Here is a 17,615-nt window from a genome sequence, read left to right on the forward strand (position 1 = left end):
CGGATCCTTCCGCACGCTCACGGATCCTTCCGTCACTTCTTCAGCAGCACCGACAGGTCCTGGCGCGCCTCCGGCACGGCCACCGTGCCCCGGTCGTCCGGCAGGGTCTGCACGGTGAACGCCGACAGCCCCTCGATGGTCGTCCGGAGGGTGCGGGAGGCGTAGACGGGGCCACCGGAGAGCGTCTCCACGGTCAGCGCGTAGGTGCCCTTCACGCCGCTCGGCACGGGCACGTCCACGTCCTGTGTCGTGCCGCCCTTGATCGTGTACTGCTTCGTCACGGCCGTGCCGCCCTCGCTGCCCGCGGACGCTGTGACCTTGACGGTGGCCGTGGCGCCCGGTGCGGCCAGCGCGAGCGTGGTCCCCTTGGCGCTGTTGTCGGCGACCGACGCGCGCGTGCCGACCGGCGCGGTGGCCGGGATGAACGCCGACTCCTGCCCGCCGCCCTTGCCCCGCACCACGCGCAGCGCGGCGACCACCGGGACCGGCGTGCCGGCGGGCGTCAGCACCAGGGAGCCGACCTCGCCGCGCGTGATGTCGCCGAGGTCCACGGCCGTGGTCATGCCGGCCTTCACGTGCACCGTCTCGTTCCCGGCCGGGGTGATCTCCCCGGAGGGCGAGGCGAGGCGCACCTTGAGGTCGGCGTCGGAGTCGCCGGGCGCGAAGGCGACCAGACGCACGTCGGTGGCGTCCTTGGGGACGCCGGGCAGCACCAGGGACCCCGCCGGGCCCGTGGAGGCGGGCAGCCAGTCGCCGCCCAGCTTGTCGTCCAGGGCCTGCACGGCGGCGCCGACCCGGCCGCTGCGGACGCTGACGTGGACCGTGAGGTCGCTCTCCTTCGCTGCGGTGAGCGTGGACAGCAGGACCGGTTCGCTGGAGTGCGGCTGGACGGTGATGCCCTCGCCGACCGCCGACTTCAGGTTGCCGTCCTTGCCGTACAGCTCGATGTCGACGACCGCGACGGAGTCGTCGGGGTTGGTCAGGTGCACGTAGTCGGTGCGCGAGGCGGCGGTGCTGGCGCCCGGGAACCAGAACTCGGTGTCGGGTGCGGTGCAGTTGACGCCGAGCAAGCCGCGTCCGGAGCCGGCGGCGACCGCGGTGGTCTCCTGGACCGTCCAGCCGGGCGCGAACCTGCCCGTGGCGGTGCCGATCAGCGCGGGCGTGTCGGCGCCCGAGCCGTCCCCGGTGGCCGGGGTGCCGGGCTGCTTGGGGGTCAGTGTCGGCGCGCCGGACTGCTTCTTGCCCTTGCCCGCCTTGCCGCTCTTGCCGGTGTCCGTGCTGTCCGCCGACTGCTCGGCCGCCGCGGTCAGTTGGGCCTTGCCGCTCCCGCCGGTGCCCTGCGCGACCGGCGTGAAGGACGTGTAGGAGGTGTCGGCTATGTCCGAGTTACTCGGCTGGGGGCACAGCAGCCGGGTCTGCTCCACCGGCAGCCGTGCGGCCGTCTTCGGGGTGTCGCTGCCGGAGGCGGCCGGCGCGCCGAGTGCCGCGAATCCGGTGACGGCGGCGAGCGCGGTCGCGCCGACGATCAGGGACAGGGTCGTACGGTTCACTGCTGGCTCCCGTCGGGGCGCTCACTGTCGGTGCCGTGCGCCGGGTCGTACGGCGTGGCGTAGCCCTGGGTGTACGTCGGGTCGTACGGCGCCGTGTTGCCGTACGCGTACGGGTCGTACTGGGCGCCCTGATAAGGGTCGGCCTGGTACTGCTGCTGCTCGTAGGCGCCCGGCGCGTACTGCTGGGGGACGCCCTGGTAGTTCTCGCCGCTGTAGGAGCCGTAGTCGGTGTCCGCGTAGCCCGTCGTGTCCCACTCCCCGTACGCCGGCTGGTGCGGGACGGCGGCGGGGGGCTCCTGCGGAGGGGCGGGCGGGGTGTCGGCGTCCTGGGCAGCCTCTTCCGCCTCGGCCTGCGCACGCAGCCGGCGGGCGCGGCGGCCCTCGCCGGTGGTGTCCTGCGCGAGCACCACCCGCTCCTCGGGGAGGTCGTCGTCGACGTCACGGCGGCGCCCGGGCAGGGCGAGCACCACCAGCACGACGGCGAGCGCGCCCTGCGCCCACAGCCAGGCGGTGTGGCCGAACGGAGTGTCATAGGTGACGTCCAACGTGCCGCCGGAGGCGGGCAGTCGGAAGCCCTGGGCCCAGCCGTCCACGGTGGTGGCGGTGAGCGGCTTGCCGTCCAGGGTGGCGGTCCAGTCGGGGTCGGCGGTGTCGGCGATCCGCAGGATACGGCCCTCGCCGCCCGAGGGGATCGTCGTGTGGATCTCCACGGGTCCGGCCGCGACGGGCTGCGGCGCGCCCGTGCCGCCGACGATCGCGGCGCGGGAGACCTCGTGGTCGACCCGCCACAGGGCGCTGCCGTCCTGCTGGCTGAGCCGGGTCAGGCCGGGCGTGGCGTCCAGGATGCGGCTGATGTCTCGGGGTGCGCCCTTGCGGACGAGGACGTAGCGCACGGCGAAGCCGCCGAGTTCGTCGGCCTGGTCGGCGCCGGAACCCGCGACGAGGTTGGCGACGACCTTGTCGAGCTGCTTGTTCTCGCCGTCCTCGGCGGCGAGTTCGCCGTCGCCCAGGCGGGCGCCGGAGCCGCGGACCAGGGTGTAGCCCACGCGCGCGGTGAATTCGCCGTCGAGGACGAGAGTGCGGGCCTGGTCACTGGTCCCGCTCTCCTCGGCGACGAACGCGGGCACCTGCACGGGGTCGCGCCGCTCCAGCGGCCCGTCCGCGCCGCGGATCATCCACCCGGCGGCGATGAGCAGGGGCCCGGCCGCGGACGCGAACGCGATGAGCGCGGCGACCGGCTGGCGCCAGCCGAAGCTCTGCTCGGCCACACGCGCGCGTGCGCCGTCCGCGCCGACCGCCGCGGCGGCCAGCAGCGCGAGGCCGTAGACGAGGGTCGCGGGGCCGGACCAGGCGGAGCGGTTGGACAGGACCGCGAAGACGAGCGCCACCAGGGCGGCCGCCCAGGCCGTCCAGACGGCGGCCTGGCGCTCGCCGCGCATCAGGGCGGCGAGCGCGGCGAGGACGACGCCGATGAGCATCAGCCCGCTGACCGTGCCCGGTCCGCCGGGGCTGGCGCCGAGCAGGTCGGAGGCGGAGGCCGCGCTCGCGCCGTACGCCAGACCGGCCTCCTTGAAGAAGCCGAACGGCAGCAGCGACAGCGACCACGGGGCGAGCAGCAGCAGCGGGGTGCCGACCTGGGCGAGGAAGCGCAGACCGTAGGCGACGATGTCGTTGCGGCGCACGACGAGCAGCGCGACGCCCAGGACCAGGGCGATCGGCCACACGATCGGGGTGAAGGCGGTGGTGATCGTCAGCAGGAGTGCGTACGCCCAGGTGGCGCGCCAGCTGCCACGCACGCCGGAGGAGTGGGCGCGGCCACTGGCCGCGATGCCCGCGCGCGCGATGAGCGGCAGCAGGACCGCGAGGACCGCGGTGCCGATGCGGCCACCGGCGAGGGCGCCGGTGGCGGCGGGCAGGAAGGCGTAGGCGACGGACGCCCACGCGCGCAGCAGCCGCGACTCGACGAGGGGACGCGAGGCGAAGTACGCGGTGAACCCGGCGAGCGGCACCGAACAGACGAGCAGCACCGTGACCGCGAGACCGGTGGAGCCGAGCAACATCGAGGCGAGCAGGGCGACGAGTGCCAGATAGGGCGGCGCGGAATGCGTACCGCCGGCGCCCACCGGATGCCAGGCGTCGAGATAGCGCGACCACAGCTCGGAGGAGTCGGCGGGCGCGGGCAGCAGCGCGCCGCCCGCGAGCGCGCCACCGCCGAGCAGCGCACGGCAGGCGACGAGCGAGACGAGCAGGAGGACGCCGAAGAGCACCGGTCCGGGCTTGCGGGCGATGCGCTTGAGTCGGGCGAACTGTTCGACCTCCAGGAAGTCGGCGTCGTCACCTCCGGGTCCGGACTCCAGGCCGCCGCCGTGCCGGCCGGCCGAGGACACCTCGGGGTCGGAGCGGCCCACCAGGTTGCTCGCGACCTGTTCGACGGTGGCCCGGACGGTTGCTCCGGGCGGCGGGAACAACGCGCGCAGCTCGCCCTTGTCGACCTGCGGGCGGCCGCGCCTGCGGCGTCCGGCGATGATCCGCTCGGGCCGCAGCAGCGTCCCCAGCAGGCCGCGGATCTCGTCGACGGCCTGACCGGGCACCTTGCCGACGAGGTACGCCACCGTGCGCAGCAGGGTGCCGAGCACCAGACGGAGCAGGACCCAGGGCAGCTGTGCGGAACCGGCGTTGACGAGGAGGGTGTAGACGGCGCCCGCCTTGTCGACCTTGTGCGGGGAGGCCGCGGTGCGGCCCACGCAGTCGACGGTGCGGCGCTCGCGGGAGGCCGCCTCGGCGTGTCGTACGACCGCGTCGGGGGCGACGAGGACGCGGTGGCCGGCGGCCTGGGCACGCCAGCACAGGTCGACGTCGTCACGCATCAGCGGCAGGTTCCGGTCGAATCCGCCGAGCTGCTCGAAGACGTCACGCCGGATCAGCATGCCGGCGGTGGACACGGACAGCACCGGACGGACGTGGTCGTGCTGGCCCTGGTCCTGTTCACGGCGGTCCAGGCCGGTCCAGCGACGGCCGGAGTTGGCGATGGTGACACCGACCTCGAGCAGCTGCCGGCGGTCGTACCAGCCGCGGAGCTTGGGGCCGACGGCGGCGACCTCGCGCCCCAGCTCGGCCTCGTGCTCCACGACGCGCAACAGCTCGGCCAGTGCACCCGGTTCGGGTGCGCAGTCGTCGTGCAGGAGCCACAGCCACTGCACCGGCTCCCCGTACGGCAGCTCGGGCATGTCGTAGGCCTCGTCCCGCCAGGTGCGGGTCACGGGGTCCCAGCCGCTGGGGCGCTTGAGGTACGGCAGGTCGTCCGGGGTCGGTACGGGCGCGGAGCGGCTCGCCTCCTCGACGGCCTGGCCGAAACCGGTGCGCCGGGCCAGGTGCAGGACGCGGTCGGGGCCGAGGGCGTCGGTGAGCAGCTGGGCGGAGTCGTCCGCGCTGCCGGTGTCGGCCGCCACGGCGTCCTGCACGGGGCGCTCTTGGCCGAGCAGCCCGGCGAGGGCGTCGGGCAGCCAGCGGGCGCCGTCGTGGGCGACGAGCACCGCGGTGACCACGTGACGCGGGAACTCTGGTGGAGACGGGTCGTGTTGGACCGCCGTATGGCTGTGCACGGACATCGAGGTACGGGCCCCGGTTCGTTGGACTGCGGTGGACGCCTGTGCCCCGAGGGGCAGCGGGACGTCTCGGACGGAGGCCCACACTAACGGCTGGACAAGATCACGGCCCGCCGCCTGTGGACAACCCACCTGCGACGGGTCATTCGTTACGAAAGGATGTGCGGCTTTTCGCCGCTCGCCGGGCGGACCGGCCGCCGCCACACCCGCATGCGACTGCTTTATGACGTCCTGAACGACTCTTTTCGGACGGTGTCGACGGTGACCACAGGGACGTCAGACGGCGGCCTTCTTCAGGCGGCGGCGCTCACGCTCGGACAGGCCGCCCCAGATGCCGAACCGCTCGTCGTTGGCGAGCGCGTACTCGAGGCACTCGGAGCGGACCTCGCAGGCGAGGCAGACCTTCTTGGCCTCGCGGGTGGAGCCGCCCTTCTCAGGAAAGAAGGACTCGGGGTCGGTCTGGGCGCACAGCGCGCGCTCCTGCCAGCCGAGTTCCTCGTCCGCGTCGTCGACCAGCAGTTGCTGCACCAGCTCGGTCATGTGCGCCCCTCGTCTGTCTTTCGCGTCCCCGTGATGTAGCCGTTACCGAATCCGGCTGAACGACACGAGTGAAATTACAAGTGTGCCGATCCGGGCCAGTCAAGCCGAGATCTGCTATTGGGCCCCTTATTCACTCTGCAGAACCAAGGCTATGCGGAAAGTGTTCAAATCGGCATAAACCCTGACAGCCTGTGAGGGTCCAGGTGGCCCTGTCACCCCTCACCGAGAAGGACGCCCAGCAGTTCGATCTCGTTCCGACACGCACGCCGAAGCTCGAACCGGATCACATTCGGATCACGAGATCGCAACGACGTCCACGCGCCCGGCGGTGCGCCATGTGTCCCCCCGACTGCACTGAACAAACCTTTCCTCTGCAGGATGAACCGGATGAGGTGAAACAGCTCCCACATGGCGGACGTCAAGTTGACAGGGAAAGGTGTGAACCGATGTGCTAGTGGGCATGCTCGCGAACTCGGCACTCACCCAGACCCGCACCCCCGGGTCCCACGGTGCTGCCCGCGCTCGCTGTAGCTGTTGCTGTTCCGGCTGTTGAGCCTTCCCCCGCGCTCCGGCCGCTCCCGGGTCCACACGCCCGGCCGTAGTTCCCTCCGCCCGCACCAGGGCTCGCGCCATGCCCGTGACCCGGGCGGACGACACGCGACACCCCACCCCCCGCTCTCTCCCGCCGAGGAAACCACCGCACCCATGAACAGCGACAGCGACCTGCAGATCGCCGGCGACATCCTGGAAGTACCGCACCTGCTTCAGCCGCCGCGCGAGCACCCGGTCACCGTGGCCGAGTTCGCCGGGCTCGCCCGCTCCATCGCCGCCGACCGCTCCCGGTGGGAGCACCTGGTCCGGTACGACGCGACCTCCCGCTGGTACCACCGGCTGCAGACCGGACCCGGCTACGAGATGTGGCTGCTGTCCTGGGTGCCCGGGCAGGGCAGCGGGCTGCACGACCACGGGCGCTCGTCGGGCGTACTGACCGTCCTGCACGGCGCACTCACGGAGCGCACGGAGCGCGGCACGCGCGCACTGCGCATGGGGGCGCAGCGCGTGTTCGCGCCCGGCTACGTACACGAAGTGGTGAACGACGCGCTGGAACCGGCGGTCAGCCTGCACGTCTACTTCCCCGGGCTGACGGAGATGCCGATGCACACCAGGGCGTGCGTGGCTGAGCGCGGCAGGGTGGACACGGTCACGGCCTGAGAGCCCCGGAAGGAAGAGGAGCCCCGGACAGAAGGGGGAGCCCCGGACAGAAGGGGAGCCCGGCGGCGGGTCGGGACCGGCCCGGTGCCGGGCGGCGTCGCGGGTGTCACCGCCGGGTCACGCGTTGTCGTAGGCGCCTGCAAGACTGCATCCATGCGCATTGTGGTTCTGGCAGGCGGCATCGGCGGTGCCCGGTTTCTGCGGGGTCTGAAGCGGGCCGCGCCCGACGCGGAGATCACCGTCATCGGCAACACCGGCGACGACATCCACCTCTTCGGGCTGAAGGTCTGCCCGGACCTCGACACGGTGATGTACACGCTCGGCGGCGGCATCAACGAGGAACAGGGCTGGGGTCGGGCCGACGAGACCTTCCACCTCAAGGAGGAGCTCGCGGCGTACGGCGTCGGGCCGGAGTGGTTCGGGCTCGGCGACCGCGACTTCGCCACGCACATCGTACGGACCCAGATGCTGGGCGCGGGCTACCCGCTGAGCGCGGTGACGGAGGCCCTGTGCGAGCGCTGGAAGCCGGGGGTCCGGCTCATCCCCATGTCGGACGACCGCGTCGAGACCCATGTCGCCGTCACCCTGCCCGACAGCGGCTCCGGCGCGGGATCAGGCGAGCGTAAGGCGATCCACTTCCAGGAGTACTGGGTGCGGCTGCGCGCCTCCGTCCCGGCCGAGGCGGTCGTGCCGGTCGGCGCCGAGCAGGCGAAGCCCGCGCCGGGTGTCCTGGAGGCGATCGCCGAGGCGGACGTGATCCTCTTCCCGCCGTCCAACCCCGTCGTCTCCATCGGCACGATCCTCGCGGTCCCCGGCATCCGGGAGGCCATCGCGGACGCCGGGGTCCCGGTGGTGGGCCTGTCCCCCATCATCGGTGACGCTCCCGTGCGCGGGATGGCCGACAAGGTGCTCGCGGCGGTCGGCGTGGAGTCCACGGCCGCGGCGGTGGCCGAGCACTACGGCTCGGGGCTGCTGGACGGCTGGCTCGTCGACACGGTGGACGCGGCCGCCGTGGAGCGCGTGGAGGCCGCCGGCATCCGCTGCCGCGTGGTACCGCTGATGATGACGGACCTGGAGGCGACGGCGCGGATGGCCCGGGAGGCCCTCGCGCTGGCGGAGGAGGTGCGGGGGGCTTGAGCGGCGGGCTTTCCATGGATGCCGGGGCCGGCGGCGGGGCCCCCGTCGCGGCGCCCGCCTACCGGGTCTGGGCGCTTGCGGGGCTGCCGGAGATCCGTGAGGGCGACGACCTCGCCAAGGTGATCGCCGCGGCCGAGCCAGGGCTCGTCGACGGCGACGTCCTGCTCGTCACCTCCAAGATCGTCTCGAAGGCGGAGGGACGCGTCGTCCGGGCGGACGACCGGGAGGCCGCCATCGACGCCGAGACAGTGCGGGTCGTGGCCCGGCGCGGTCCGCTCAGGATCGTGGAGAACCGGCAGGGCCTGGTGATGGCCGCCGCCGGTGTCGACGCCTCCAACACCCCCGCGGGCACCGTGCTGTTGCTGCCCGAGGACCCCGACGCGTCCGCGCGCGCCATCCGCGAGGGGCTGCGGGACACGCTCGGCGTGGAGGTCGGCGTGATCGTCACGGACACCTTCGGGCGGCCCTGGCGCACCGGGCTCACCGACGTCGCCATCGGGGCGGCGGGCGTACGGGTCCTCGACGACCTGCGCGGCGGCACGGACGCACACGGCAACCCGTTGAGCGCGACGGTCGTCGCCACCGCCGACGAGCTGGCGGCCGCGGGTGATCTGGTCAAGGGCAAGGCCGCCGGGCTGCCCGTCGCGGTGGTCCGCGGGCTGCCGCATGTGATGACCGGCGACCACGGCGACGGCGCGCGGGCGATGGTGCGCGGCGCGCGCGACGACATGTTCCGGCTGGGCACGTCCGAGGCGGTACGGGAGGCGGTGACCCAGCGGCGTACGGTGCGCGCGTTCACCGACGAGCCCGTCGACCCCGGTGCCGTACGCCGTGCGGTGGCCGCCGCCGTGACGGCTCCGGCGCCGCACCACACCACGCCGTGGCGGTTCGTGCTGCTGGAGTCCGAGGAGTCGCGGACGCGGCTCCTCGACACGATGCGGGACGCGTGGATCGCGGACCTGCGCCGGGACGGGAAGACGGAGGAGTCCATCGCCAAGCGCGTCCGGCGCGGGGACGTGCTGCGCAACGCGCCGTACCTCGTCGTGCCGTGCATGGTCATGGACGGCTCCCACACCTACGGCGACACGCGGCGGGACGCGGCCGAGCGGGAGATGTTCGTGGTCGCGACGGGCGCGGGCGTGCAGAATCTCCTCGTCGCGCTCGCCGGGGAGCGGTTGGGGTCGGCGTGGGTTTCCTCGACGATGTTCTGCCGGGACGTCGTCCGCGAGGTGCTGGAACTGCCGGCGAGCTGGGAGCCGATGGGCGCGGTGGCGGTGGGGCATCCGGCCGAGGAACCGAAGCCGCGGCCGGAGCGGGATGCGGGGGCGTTCATCGAGGTGCGGTGAGCGGGGGCGCCGGCACAAGGCGCCCGGAGCCGGGCACACGCCCCCTACCCTCGTAGGACGACACCCAGGACACTGACGACACGCCACGACACCACGACAACCAGGGCACCAGACACCTCTATCACCAGGACCTCATCCGTGGCCGGACGATTCGCTCCCCGCCCCACTCCGACGACCGCGCGCGGTGGGCATGTCGTCGTGCCCCCGGGCGTGCCGCGGCCGGCCGCGGCACCCGGACGGCGGCGGACCTGGACCCCGCCCGGGCCACTGGACCTTGGCCTGGTGCTCGGGCCGCTGCGGCGCGGGCCCGCCGATCCCACCTTCCGGGCGACGCCCGACGGCTCGGTGTGGCGGGCCAGCCGTACGCCGCTGGGTCCGGGCACACTGCGGGTCGCCCTCCGGGGCGGGGTCGCCGAGGCGGAGGCCTGGGGGCCCGGGGCGGAGTGGCTGCTGGGCCAACTACCTGAATTGCTCGGCGCGTTGGACGATCCCGACGCCTTCGAGCCGCGGCACCGACTGGTCGCGCTGGCGCGGCACCGCCGGCCGGGGCTGCGGCTCACCCGGACCGGCCTGGTACTGGAGTCGCTGATTCCGTCGATCCTGGAGCAGAAGGTCACGACGGACGAGGCGTACCGGGCCTGGCGGCTGCTCGTACGGAAGTTCGGGGAACCGGCGCCGGGACCCGCGCCGGGGCGGATGCATGTGATGCCGGCGCCGCGGACGTGGGCGCTCATTCCGTCCTGGGAGTGGCATCGGGCCGGGGTCGACAACAAGCGGGCGTCGACGATCCTGCGGGCCGTGCGGGTCGCCGCCCGGCTGGAGCAGGCGGTGGGCATGGAGCCGGCCGAGGCACAGGCGCGGCTCGAGGTGGTGCCCGGGATCGGCCCGTGGACCTCGGCGGAGACCGTGCAGCGCAGTCACGGGGCGGCGGACTCGGTGACCGTGGGGGACCTGCATCTGCCCGGGATCGTCGGATACGCGCTGGCCGGGGACCGGGACGCGGACGACTCCCTGATGCTGTCGTTGCTTCAGCCGTACGCCGGCCAGCGGCACCGGGCGGCACGGCTGATCCTGTTGAGCGGGTCTGCGCCGCCGCGGCGCGCCCCGCGGATGCGGCGGGGCGACATCGGGCGGTTGTAGCGCGACGCCGGGCACCCACGTGGCACAGGGCACCCGGCGTCGGCGAAAGGCGCTACTGCTGGTCCGAGGAGAAGCGCACCGCGCCCGCCGGGATCCGCGCGTCGCACCAGACCCGTACTCCTTCTCGGAGTTCGTTGTCCGCGCCGACCACCGCGCCGTCACCGATGACCGCGCCCGTGACGATCGAGCGCTCGCCGATGCGGGACCGGGCGCCGATCAAAGAGTCCGTGATGACCGCCCCGGGCTCCACGACGGCGCCGGAGAGCACCGTGCTGCCGGAGATCCGGGCGCCCTCTCCGACGAACGCACCCTCGCCCACCACCGTGCCGCCTGTCAGCTTCGCGTCCGACGCGACCGAGGCCGTCGGCAGGATCAGGCGGTCGCCGCAGCGGCCGGGCACGGCCGGGGACGGCGCCCGCCCGAGGACCAGGTCCGCCGAGCCGCGCACGAAGGCCGCCGGGGTGCCCAGGTCCAGCCAGTACGTGGAGTCGACCATGCCCTGCAGATGGGCTCCCGCCGCCAGCAGGTCCGGGAACGTCTCACGTTCCACCGACACCGGGCGGCCCACGGGAATCGTGTCGATCACCGAGCGGCGGAAGACGTACGCGCCGGCGTTGATCTGGTCGGTGACGATCTCCTCCGGCGTCTGCGGCTTCTCCAGGAACGCCGTCACCCGGCCCGTCTCGTCGGTGGGGACCAGGCCGTACGCCCTCGGGTCCGTCACCTTCGTCAGGTGCAGCGACACGTCCGCGCCCGTCGACTGGTGGGTACGGACCAGGGCGCTGATGTCGAGGCCCGTGAGAATGTCCCCGTTGAAGACCAGTACCGGGTCTTCGGGACCGGAGTGGAGGCGGCTTGCCACGTTGCGGATGGCGCCGCCTGTACCGAGGGGCTCCTCCTCCGTGACGTACTCGAGGCGGAGGCCGAGGGACGAGCCGTCACCGAAGTACGGCTCGAAGACCTCTGCCAGATAAGAGGTGGCGAGCACGATGTGCTCCACGCCCGCCGCCTTCGCCCGCGCCAGCTGGTGTGTGAGGAACGGGACCCCGGCCGCCGGAACCATCGGCTTGGGGGTGTTCACCGTGAGCGGGCGAAGTCGGGTGCCTCTACCGCCGACCAGGAGGATCGCTTCTGTCACCTGTCGTCTCTGCTTCCTGCCGGGACCGGCCAAACTGTGAATCGGCCGACCAGTCTATGCAGACCGTGTTGCGAGGACCGCAAGGGGCGTTATGAGGACCGTGAGAGAGGTCCCTCTCAGGTACTTTCGTCATGCGGCGGCCTCCGTCCTCAGCGGCCCTGCAGGCGGGCCGCGGTGGAGCGGATCGTGGAGAGTTTGCCGTAGAGCTGCGCACCAGGACAGTCCGTGGCGTACCCGTCGCGATGGCCGGAGAGTACGTTCAGTCGCGCCATCTGACCCTTCGGGTACAGATTGCCACCCCCGGACACCAGGTATGTCGTGCCGCGCGGATCCATGCCGTACAGACCGAGTTTCCACGCGGTCAGTGCGCCCACCCCGTCCAGCGTCTTGGCCGGCGGTTTGGTGTCGCTGGAGTAGGTGCCGATGACGGCGATGCCCGTGCTGTCACTGTTGAACCCGAGGGTGTGGGCGCCCAGCACGGGCTTGTCGATGCCTCCGGCGCGGCCCTCGTAGATGGTTCCGCACTTGTCGACGAGGAAGTTGTAGCCGATGTCCCGCCAGCCGTTACTCACCACGTGGTAGCGGTAGATACTGCGGATGACGGAAGGCGCCTGCTCGCAGGTGTAGTTGTTGCCCGACGCCGTGTGGTGCACGAACGCGACCTTCACACTGTCCGTGTAGACGAAGCCCGCCTCGCGCAGGGTTTCGTCGGCGCCCCAGCCGCTGCGGGTGACGATTTTCGGACGCGGGGCGGTGTGGGTCGCCTCCTTTGCGGGGCCGGCGGTGTCCGCGGGATTCACGGTCCCCTTTGCCGGGTTTGCGGTCTCCTGTCCCTGATTCGCGGTCCCCTTCGTCGGGTTCGCGGTCCCCTTCGTCGGGTTCGGGGTCTCCTTGGCGGGGTTCGCCGTCCCCAGCGCAGGGTCGACGGTCTCCTCCGCCGTGTCCGACGGTTCCTTCACCGTCCCCTGCGGTCCCTGCGTTTCCTTCGCCGCCTGCGGCCCCTGCCCCTCGCGCGAAGGTGACGGGGCCGCGCTGTCATTCAGGGGCGCGCGAGGGGCGTCCCGGCCGAATGCGTTGGAGCCCGCGCCGGCCGCGGTGTCGGGTGCGCCCCCGTCGGACGGTTCCGGCGCGGCGGCGTGGGCGGTGGGCCCGGGGGTGCCCGCCTTCGAACCCACGCCGGGATCGACCAGTTCGACACGGAGTCCGTCGGGGAGCGCGGGCGATCGTGTCGTTCCGGTGTCGTCCCCCTCGGCGCTCACCCGTACCGCCACTGCGTCCGAGTCACCGACCCACAGCGGCGCGGTCGCCCCGCGTGCCCTGCTGGACCGGCCCTCCGCGGTGCCGGGATCGGGGCCGTGGCCGCGGTGGTGCGTCTCGAGTTCCTGCCACTCGGACCACTGGTGCGTCCCGCTCGCGCGGGTACGGACCTCGACGTGGCCGTGGAGTTCGGTGCCCGGGTCGTCCCAGACGACGCCGACGAGCGAGAAGGAGCGCACCGCCTGCGGGGTCAGGCCCGCGTCGACCACCGCCCCGGCGGCACGGGTGAAGGGCACGAGGGGGAAGGACTGGGTACTGCCGGGGACGGCCGCCGAAGCCGACGGACCCCGCGCACCCGTTCCGGCCACCGCCGCCGGGATCGCGAACGGAAGGGTCAGTACCGCCGCGCAGGCGACGCCGATCGAGGAAGCAAGATATCCATGCATGCACACGATCTTGAACATAGTCAGACATATATGTCTATTTGGAATCTGACGCCCCGTCGATCGCACTCAGCCGAACCGGTGTCGCCCAAAACCCCGCCGCCGACGCGCGCACGTTGGCCCCCGCGTACTCTTGCGCCGTGAACGCCACCGATCGCACCCCCGCCGACCTGCTGCGATCCGCGCTCGCCGCGGACCCCGCGCGCCCCCTGGTGACCTTCTACGACGACGCCACGGGCGAACGCGTCGAACTCTCCGTGGCCACCTTCGCCAATTGGGTGGCCAAGACCGCCAACCTCCTTCAGGGTGACCTCGCCGCCGAGCCCGGCGACCGGGTCGCGCTGTTGCTGCCCGCGCACTGGCAGACGGCGGTGTGGCTGCTCGCCTGCTCGTCCGTGGGCGTCCTCGCGGACGTCGGCGGCGATCCGGCCGCCGCCGACCTCGTGGTCAGTGGTCCGGACACGCTGGACGCGGCGCGTGCCTGTCCAGGGGAGCGTGTGGCCCTCGCCCTGCGCCCCCTCGGCGGCCGCTTCCCGCAGACCCCGGACGGCTTCGTCGACTACGCCGTCGAAGTGCCGAGCCAGGGCGACCGCTTTCAGCCGTACGCGCCTGTCGCCCCGGACGAGCCGGCGCTGATCGTCGCCGGGGCCGAGTACACGGCGGCGGAGGTCGTGGAACGGGCCCGTGAGGACGCGCTCCCCCTCGGGCTGACGGAGCCCGGGGCGCGGTTGCTGTCGGGGCTGCCGTATGACACGTGGGCGGGGTTGAGCGCCGGCTTGTACGCGCCCTTGGCCGTGGGGGGCTCGGTCGTCTTGTGCCGGCATCTCGAGCGGCTGGGAGGGGAAGGGCTGGCCAGGCGGATCGAGAGCGAGAAGGTGACGACGACGGCTGTCAGCTGATCAGCGCCTGCGGCTCCCGCTCGTTGTTCGCCCGCGGGTCCCTTGCGGCTGATGACGCCACGCCGAGGAGCCGCACGATTGTCACAGCCCCGCGCCCCTATAGAGGCGCGGTCGGCGTCCATCCGGACCAGTATCGGACGCCCCGCAACCCGGCCCCGGGCCATGGTCGTAACAGCAGCTCACGCTCATACGACGCAAGGCGGTGGACCCGGCAGTGAGAGCACGTCATCGGCGGTGGCGCTGGGTGCGATGGTGTGCGGTCGGACTGGCCGCGCTCCTGCTGAGTGCCGCCGGGGCCGGGTGGGTCGTGTACGAGAAGCTGGACTCGAACATCACCGCGGACGAGGCCGCGGCCGCCGAGCTCGCCCGGTACGAGAAGGAGCGGCCCACTTCGCTCGTGCGCGGCGCGCGGAACATCCTGCTCATCGGGTCAGACTCGCGTGCGGGCGCCGGCAACGGCCGGTACGGGCGGGATTCCGGGACGGAGCGGTCCGACACCACGATCCTGCTGCACCTCGCGGCCGACCGCCGAAGTGCCACCGCCGTCTCCCTGCCCCGGGACCTCATGGTGAACGTGCCGAGTTGCGGCCGGCCGGACGGCAGCCGCAGCGAGGCGCAGTTCACCATGTTCAACCACGCCTTCGCGACCGGCGGTTCGGCCTGCACGATCCGTACCGTCGAGAAGCTGACGAGCATCCGGATCGACCACCACATGGTCGTCGACTTCAACGGCTTCAAGAAGATGATCGACGCGCTAGGCGGCGTCCGGGTGTGTCTGAGGCAGCCGATCGACGACACGGCCGCCAGGCTCAGACTGCCCGCGGGCAAGGTGACGCTCGACGGCGAGCAGGCGCTCGGCTACGTACGGGCCCGCAAGAGCCTCGGCGACGGCAGCGACACCGAGCGGATGGAGCGCCAGCAGCGTTTCCTCGGCGCGCTGGTGACCAAGGTGCGCAGCAACGGCGTCCTGCTCAACCCGGTGAAGCTGTACCCCGTGCTGGACGCGGCCACCTCGGCCCTCACCACGGACCCGGGTCTGGCGAGTCTGCGCGGACTCTATGCACTCGTGCGCGGGCTCGGGAACCTCTCCGCCGAACATGTGCGGTTCCTGACGGCCCCGCGCGCCCCGTACCCGGGCGACATCAATCGTGACCAACTCGTGCAGCCGGCGGCGGACAAACTCTTCCGGCGCCTGCGCGCGGACCAGCCGGTCGAGGTCACCAAGGAAGTTCCGGGTAATTCAGCCGCAAAAACGAGCAATACGTCGCCCGATTTCGGACCCGGGCCGCGGGAGAAGACACCCCCTGGACCCACGCCCACTTTCACCGGCAACACGGCCGCCCAGGACGCCTGCGGGTAAAGCGCACCCCATGGCGGGGAACGCGTGAGCTAAGAAGTGTCTGAGAAATAGGGCGGATTGCCCGGTTGTAGGCAAGTGGAATTTGTCACCGCCGTCGCTCGACGCTGAACTGGGCGGATAGTGTGAGCGATCCGGTGCCACGCCCCGAGGTCCGTCCCGGGCTCACGCACTGGCTGAAGAGACCCGAGCGCCTTGAGGGGGAAGGCGCCGCGTGGCCCCGACGGAGGATACGGACAACCGTGGACGCGCAAGGCCGTGGGCGGGCGGACAACATCGACCCCGCAGACCAGTGGGTGCTCAACCCGAACACCGGCGAATACGAACTGCGACTGGCCGCTCCCGGAGCGCAGTCGTCCGTGCCGAGACCGCGCAGGGGGACTCCCGCCGGCAGCGCGCAGGGGGGCACCCGCACGGCACCCGGCCGCGGGGAACCGGCCCCGGACGTCCTCCCCGGTCAGCGCCGCCGCCGGGCGGCTCCCCCGGAGCCGCCGGGGCGCCGCCGGGGTCGTACGAAGACCAAGAAGGGCAAAGCGAAGAAGATAGCGTTGTGGGCCGGCGGCAGCATGGCGTTCGTGCTCGTCGCGGTCACGGCGGCCGGTTACTTCTACCTGCAGCACCTCGAGGGCAACGTCTCGACGACGGACGTGGGGGACGCCGCCAAGAACAGCTTCAGCAAGGACGAGGCCTTCAACATCCTGATCATCGGTACCGACAAGCGCACCGGTAAGGGCAACGAGGGCTACGGCGACAATGGCAGCGTCGGCCATGCCGACACCAACATCCTGCTGCACGTCTCCAAGGACCGGACGAACGCGACCGCGCTCAGCATTCCCCGCGACCTGATCGTCAACGTCCCTGACTGCCCGACCAAGCAGCCCGACGGAACCATCAAGGTCATCCCCGGCACACAGAACGTCCGCTTCAACACGAGCCTCGGGCAGGACGGCCGCGACCCGGGCTGCACCATGCGCACGGTGAAGGAGATCACCGGAGGCATAGAACCCGACCACTTCATGATGCTCGACTTCAACGCGGTGAAGACGCTGACGACGGCGGTGGGCGGCGTCGAGGTGTGTCTCAAGCACGCGGTCAACGACGAGAAGTCGCACCTCAAACTGCCCGCCGGCCCCTCCAAGATCGAGGGCGAGCAGGCCCTCGCGTTCGTGCGCACGCGGCACGCCTGGGGCAACCAGGGCGACCTGGACCGGATCAAGGTGCAGCAGCAGTTCATGGCGTCGCTGATGCGCAAGATGGCCTCGAGTGACACGCTGACCGACCCGACGAAGCTGCTCGACCTCGCCGAGGCCGCCACCAAGGCGCTGACCGTCGACACGGGCCTGCACAAGGTGAGCACGCTCAAGGACGTGGCCCTGGAGCTCAAGAAGGTACCGACGAAGAACATCACCTTCCTGACCGTGCCGGTGGTCGACAATCCCGCGGACGGCCCGGTGCACAAGACGGTCATCGTCGACCCGAACACGGCTCCCGAGGTCTTCGACGCGATCAAGAACGACGTGTCCTTCACCACCGTGAAGAAGGAGAAGGCGGCGAAGACTGCCGCGAGCGACCCCCTCAAGGGCTCCCGATCCGCCGCCTCCGACATCCGCGTGGACATCTACAACGGCGGCGCCCCCGCCGGCAGCGCACAGGCGACTCTGAGCTGGCTGCAGAACGACGAGGGCGTGACCAAGTCCAGCCAGCTCGGCAACGCGGGCAAGACACTCGGCAAGACGACGCTCGAGTACTCTCCCGACCAGGCCGGCCAGGCGCGGAAGCTGGCGGACATCATGGGGTTGCCCGCTTCGGCGCTGAAGCCGGGCAAGAGCGAGAAGAACGACCAGGGGCTGCCCGCCATCGTGCTGACCCTCGGACAGGACTTCCGGGGCCCGGGCACGCCGCTCACCGCTCCGACCAAGGCGCCGGACGTCCCCAACAAGTCCACAGCGGACAAGGTTCAGTGCGCCAGTTGAGCGCACAGCGCCACCTCA

The 17,615-nt window shown here is 71.9% G+C and carries 12 protein-coding genes; 7 read left to right on the top strand and 5 right to left on the bottom strand.

Going from position 1 to position 17,615, the window contains the following annotated elements:
* Positions 1-32 precede the first annotated feature (32 nt).
* The 3 genes from AB0N14_RS26955 to AB0N14_RS26965 all read right to left on the bottom strand — a co-directional run bounded on the left by AB0N14_RS26955 (position 33) and on the right by AB0N14_RS26965 (position 5,695).
* On the bottom strand, positions 33-1,550 hold the full coding sequence (locus AB0N14_RS26955) for a DUF5719 family protein (protein ID WP_366028283.1): 1,518 nt from the start codon (positions 1,548-1,550) through the stop codon (positions 33-35).
* Entirely contained in the window at positions 1,547-5,158 is a 3,612-nt protein-coding gene (locus tag AB0N14_RS26960; RefSeq protein WP_366028284.1) for a glycosyltransferase family 2 protein, read from the bottom strand. Before AB0N14_RS26960 ends, AB0N14_RS26955 begins: the two co-directional genes overlap by 4 nt.
* A 273-nt stretch (positions 5,159-5,431) precedes the next feature.
* Positions 5,432-5,695, bottom strand: coding sequence for a WhiB family transcriptional regulator (locus AB0N14_RS26965; protein WP_003975777.1), 264 nt, complete (start codon positions 5,693-5,695; stop codon positions 5,432-5,434).
* Positions 5,696-6,400: 705 nt separating this feature from the next.
* Between AB0N14_RS26965 and AB0N14_RS26970 the strand changes: the two genes are divergently transcribed.
* The 4 genes from AB0N14_RS26970 (at position 6,401) to AB0N14_RS26985 (ending at position 10,530) form a co-directional block, all read left to right on the top strand.
* Positions 6,401-6,907: a cysteine dioxygenase family protein gene (locus AB0N14_RS26970; protein ID WP_366028285.1), complete on the top strand. Its 507-nt coding sequence runs from the start codon at positions 6,401-6,403 to the stop codon at positions 6,905-6,907.
* Positions 6,908-7,060: 153 nt separating this feature from the next.
* A complete protein-coding gene (cofD, locus tag AB0N14_RS26975) occupies positions 7,061-8,044 on the top strand; it encodes a 2-phospho-L-lactate transferase (RefSeq protein WP_366028286.1) in 984 nt (327 codons plus the stop codon).
* Between the two features lie 14 nt (positions 8,045-8,058).
* The gene (locus AB0N14_RS26980) at positions 8,059-9,390 is read left to right on the top strand and encodes a coenzyme F420-0:L-glutamate ligase (protein ID WP_366028370.1); all 1,332 of its coding nucleotides are present in this window, start codon (positions 8,059-8,061) and stop codon (positions 9,388-9,390) included.
* Positions 9,391-9,528: 138 nt separating this feature from the next.
* The gene (locus AB0N14_RS26985) at positions 9,529-10,530 is read left to right on the top strand and encodes a DNA-3-methyladenine glycosylase 2 family protein (RefSeq protein WP_366028287.1); all 1,002 of its coding nucleotides are present in this window, start codon (positions 9,529-9,531) and stop codon (positions 10,528-10,530) included.
* A 52-nt stretch (positions 10,531-10,582) separates the two neighbouring features.
* Here the strand turns inward: AB0N14_RS26985 and AB0N14_RS26990 are convergent, their stop codons facing one another.
* Positions 10,583-11,668, bottom strand: coding sequence for an NDP-sugar synthase (locus tag AB0N14_RS26990; RefSeq protein ID WP_366028288.1), 1,086 nt, complete (start codon positions 11,666-11,668; stop codon positions 10,583-10,585).
* 149 nt (positions 11,669-11,817) lie between these two features.
* Positions 11,818-13,371, bottom strand: a complete 1,554-nt coding sequence (locus AB0N14_RS26995; RefSeq protein WP_366028371.1) for an N-acetylmuramoyl-L-alanine amidase — start codon at positions 13,369-13,371, stop codon at positions 11,818-11,820.
* A gap of 137 nt (positions 13,372-13,508) precedes the next feature.
* Here AB0N14_RS26995 and AB0N14_RS27000 point away from each other — a divergent pair, with 137 nt between their 5' ends.
* The 3 genes from AB0N14_RS27000 to AB0N14_RS27010 all read left to right on the top strand — a co-directional run bounded on the left by AB0N14_RS27000 (position 13,509) and on the right by AB0N14_RS27010 (position 17,597).
* Positions 13,509-14,267 (top strand): TIGR03089 family protein, encoded by a 759-nt coding sequence (locus AB0N14_RS27000; protein ID WP_366028289.1) that lies wholly within the window; start codon positions 13,509-13,511, stop codon positions 14,265-14,267.
* Positions 14,268-14,469: 202 nt separating this feature from the next.
* Entirely contained in the window at positions 14,470-15,627 is a 1,158-nt protein-coding gene (locus tag AB0N14_RS27005; protein ID WP_366028290.1) for an LCP family protein, read from the top strand.
* 239 nt (positions 15,628-15,866) lie between these two features.
* On the top strand, positions 15,867-17,597 hold the full coding sequence (locus AB0N14_RS27010; RefSeq protein WP_366028291.1) for an LCP family protein: 1,731 nt from the start codon (positions 15,867-15,869) through the stop codon (positions 17,595-17,597).
* The last annotated feature ends 18 nt before the right edge of the window (positions 17,598-17,615 follow it).

The sequence above is a fragment of the Streptomyces sp. NPDC051104 genome (genome assembly GCF_040682835.1).
Taxonomy (GTDB): domain Bacteria; phylum Actinomycetota; class Actinomycetes; order Streptomycetales; family Streptomycetaceae; genus Streptomyces; species Streptomyces cynarae.

Bases quoted from the DNA above. Each gene is read 5' to 3' on its own strand.
- AB0N14_RS26995 (WP_366028371.1), bottom strand. From the start codon at position 13,371: ATGCATGGATATCTTGCTTCCTCGATCGGCGTCGCCTGCGCGGCGGTA.
- AB0N14_RS26970 (WP_366028285.1), top strand. From the start codon at position 6,401: ATGAACAGCGACAGCGACCTGCAGATCGCCGGCGACATCCTGGAAGTA.
- cofD (WP_366028286.1), top strand. From the start codon at position 7,061: ATGCGCATTGTGGTTCTGGCAGGCGGCATCGGCGGTGCCCGGTTTCTG.
- AB0N14_RS26980 (WP_366028370.1), top strand. From the start codon at position 8,059: ATGGATGCCGGGGCCGGCGGCGGGGCCCCCGTCGCGGCGCCCGCCTAC.
- AB0N14_RS26960 (WP_366028284.1), bottom strand. From the start codon at position 5,158: ATGTCCGTGCACAGCCATACGGCGGTCCAACACGACCCGTCTCCACCA.
- AB0N14_RS26965 (WP_003975777.1), bottom strand. From the start codon at position 5,695: ATGACCGAGCTGGTGCAGCAACTGCTGGTCGACGACGCGGACGAGGAA.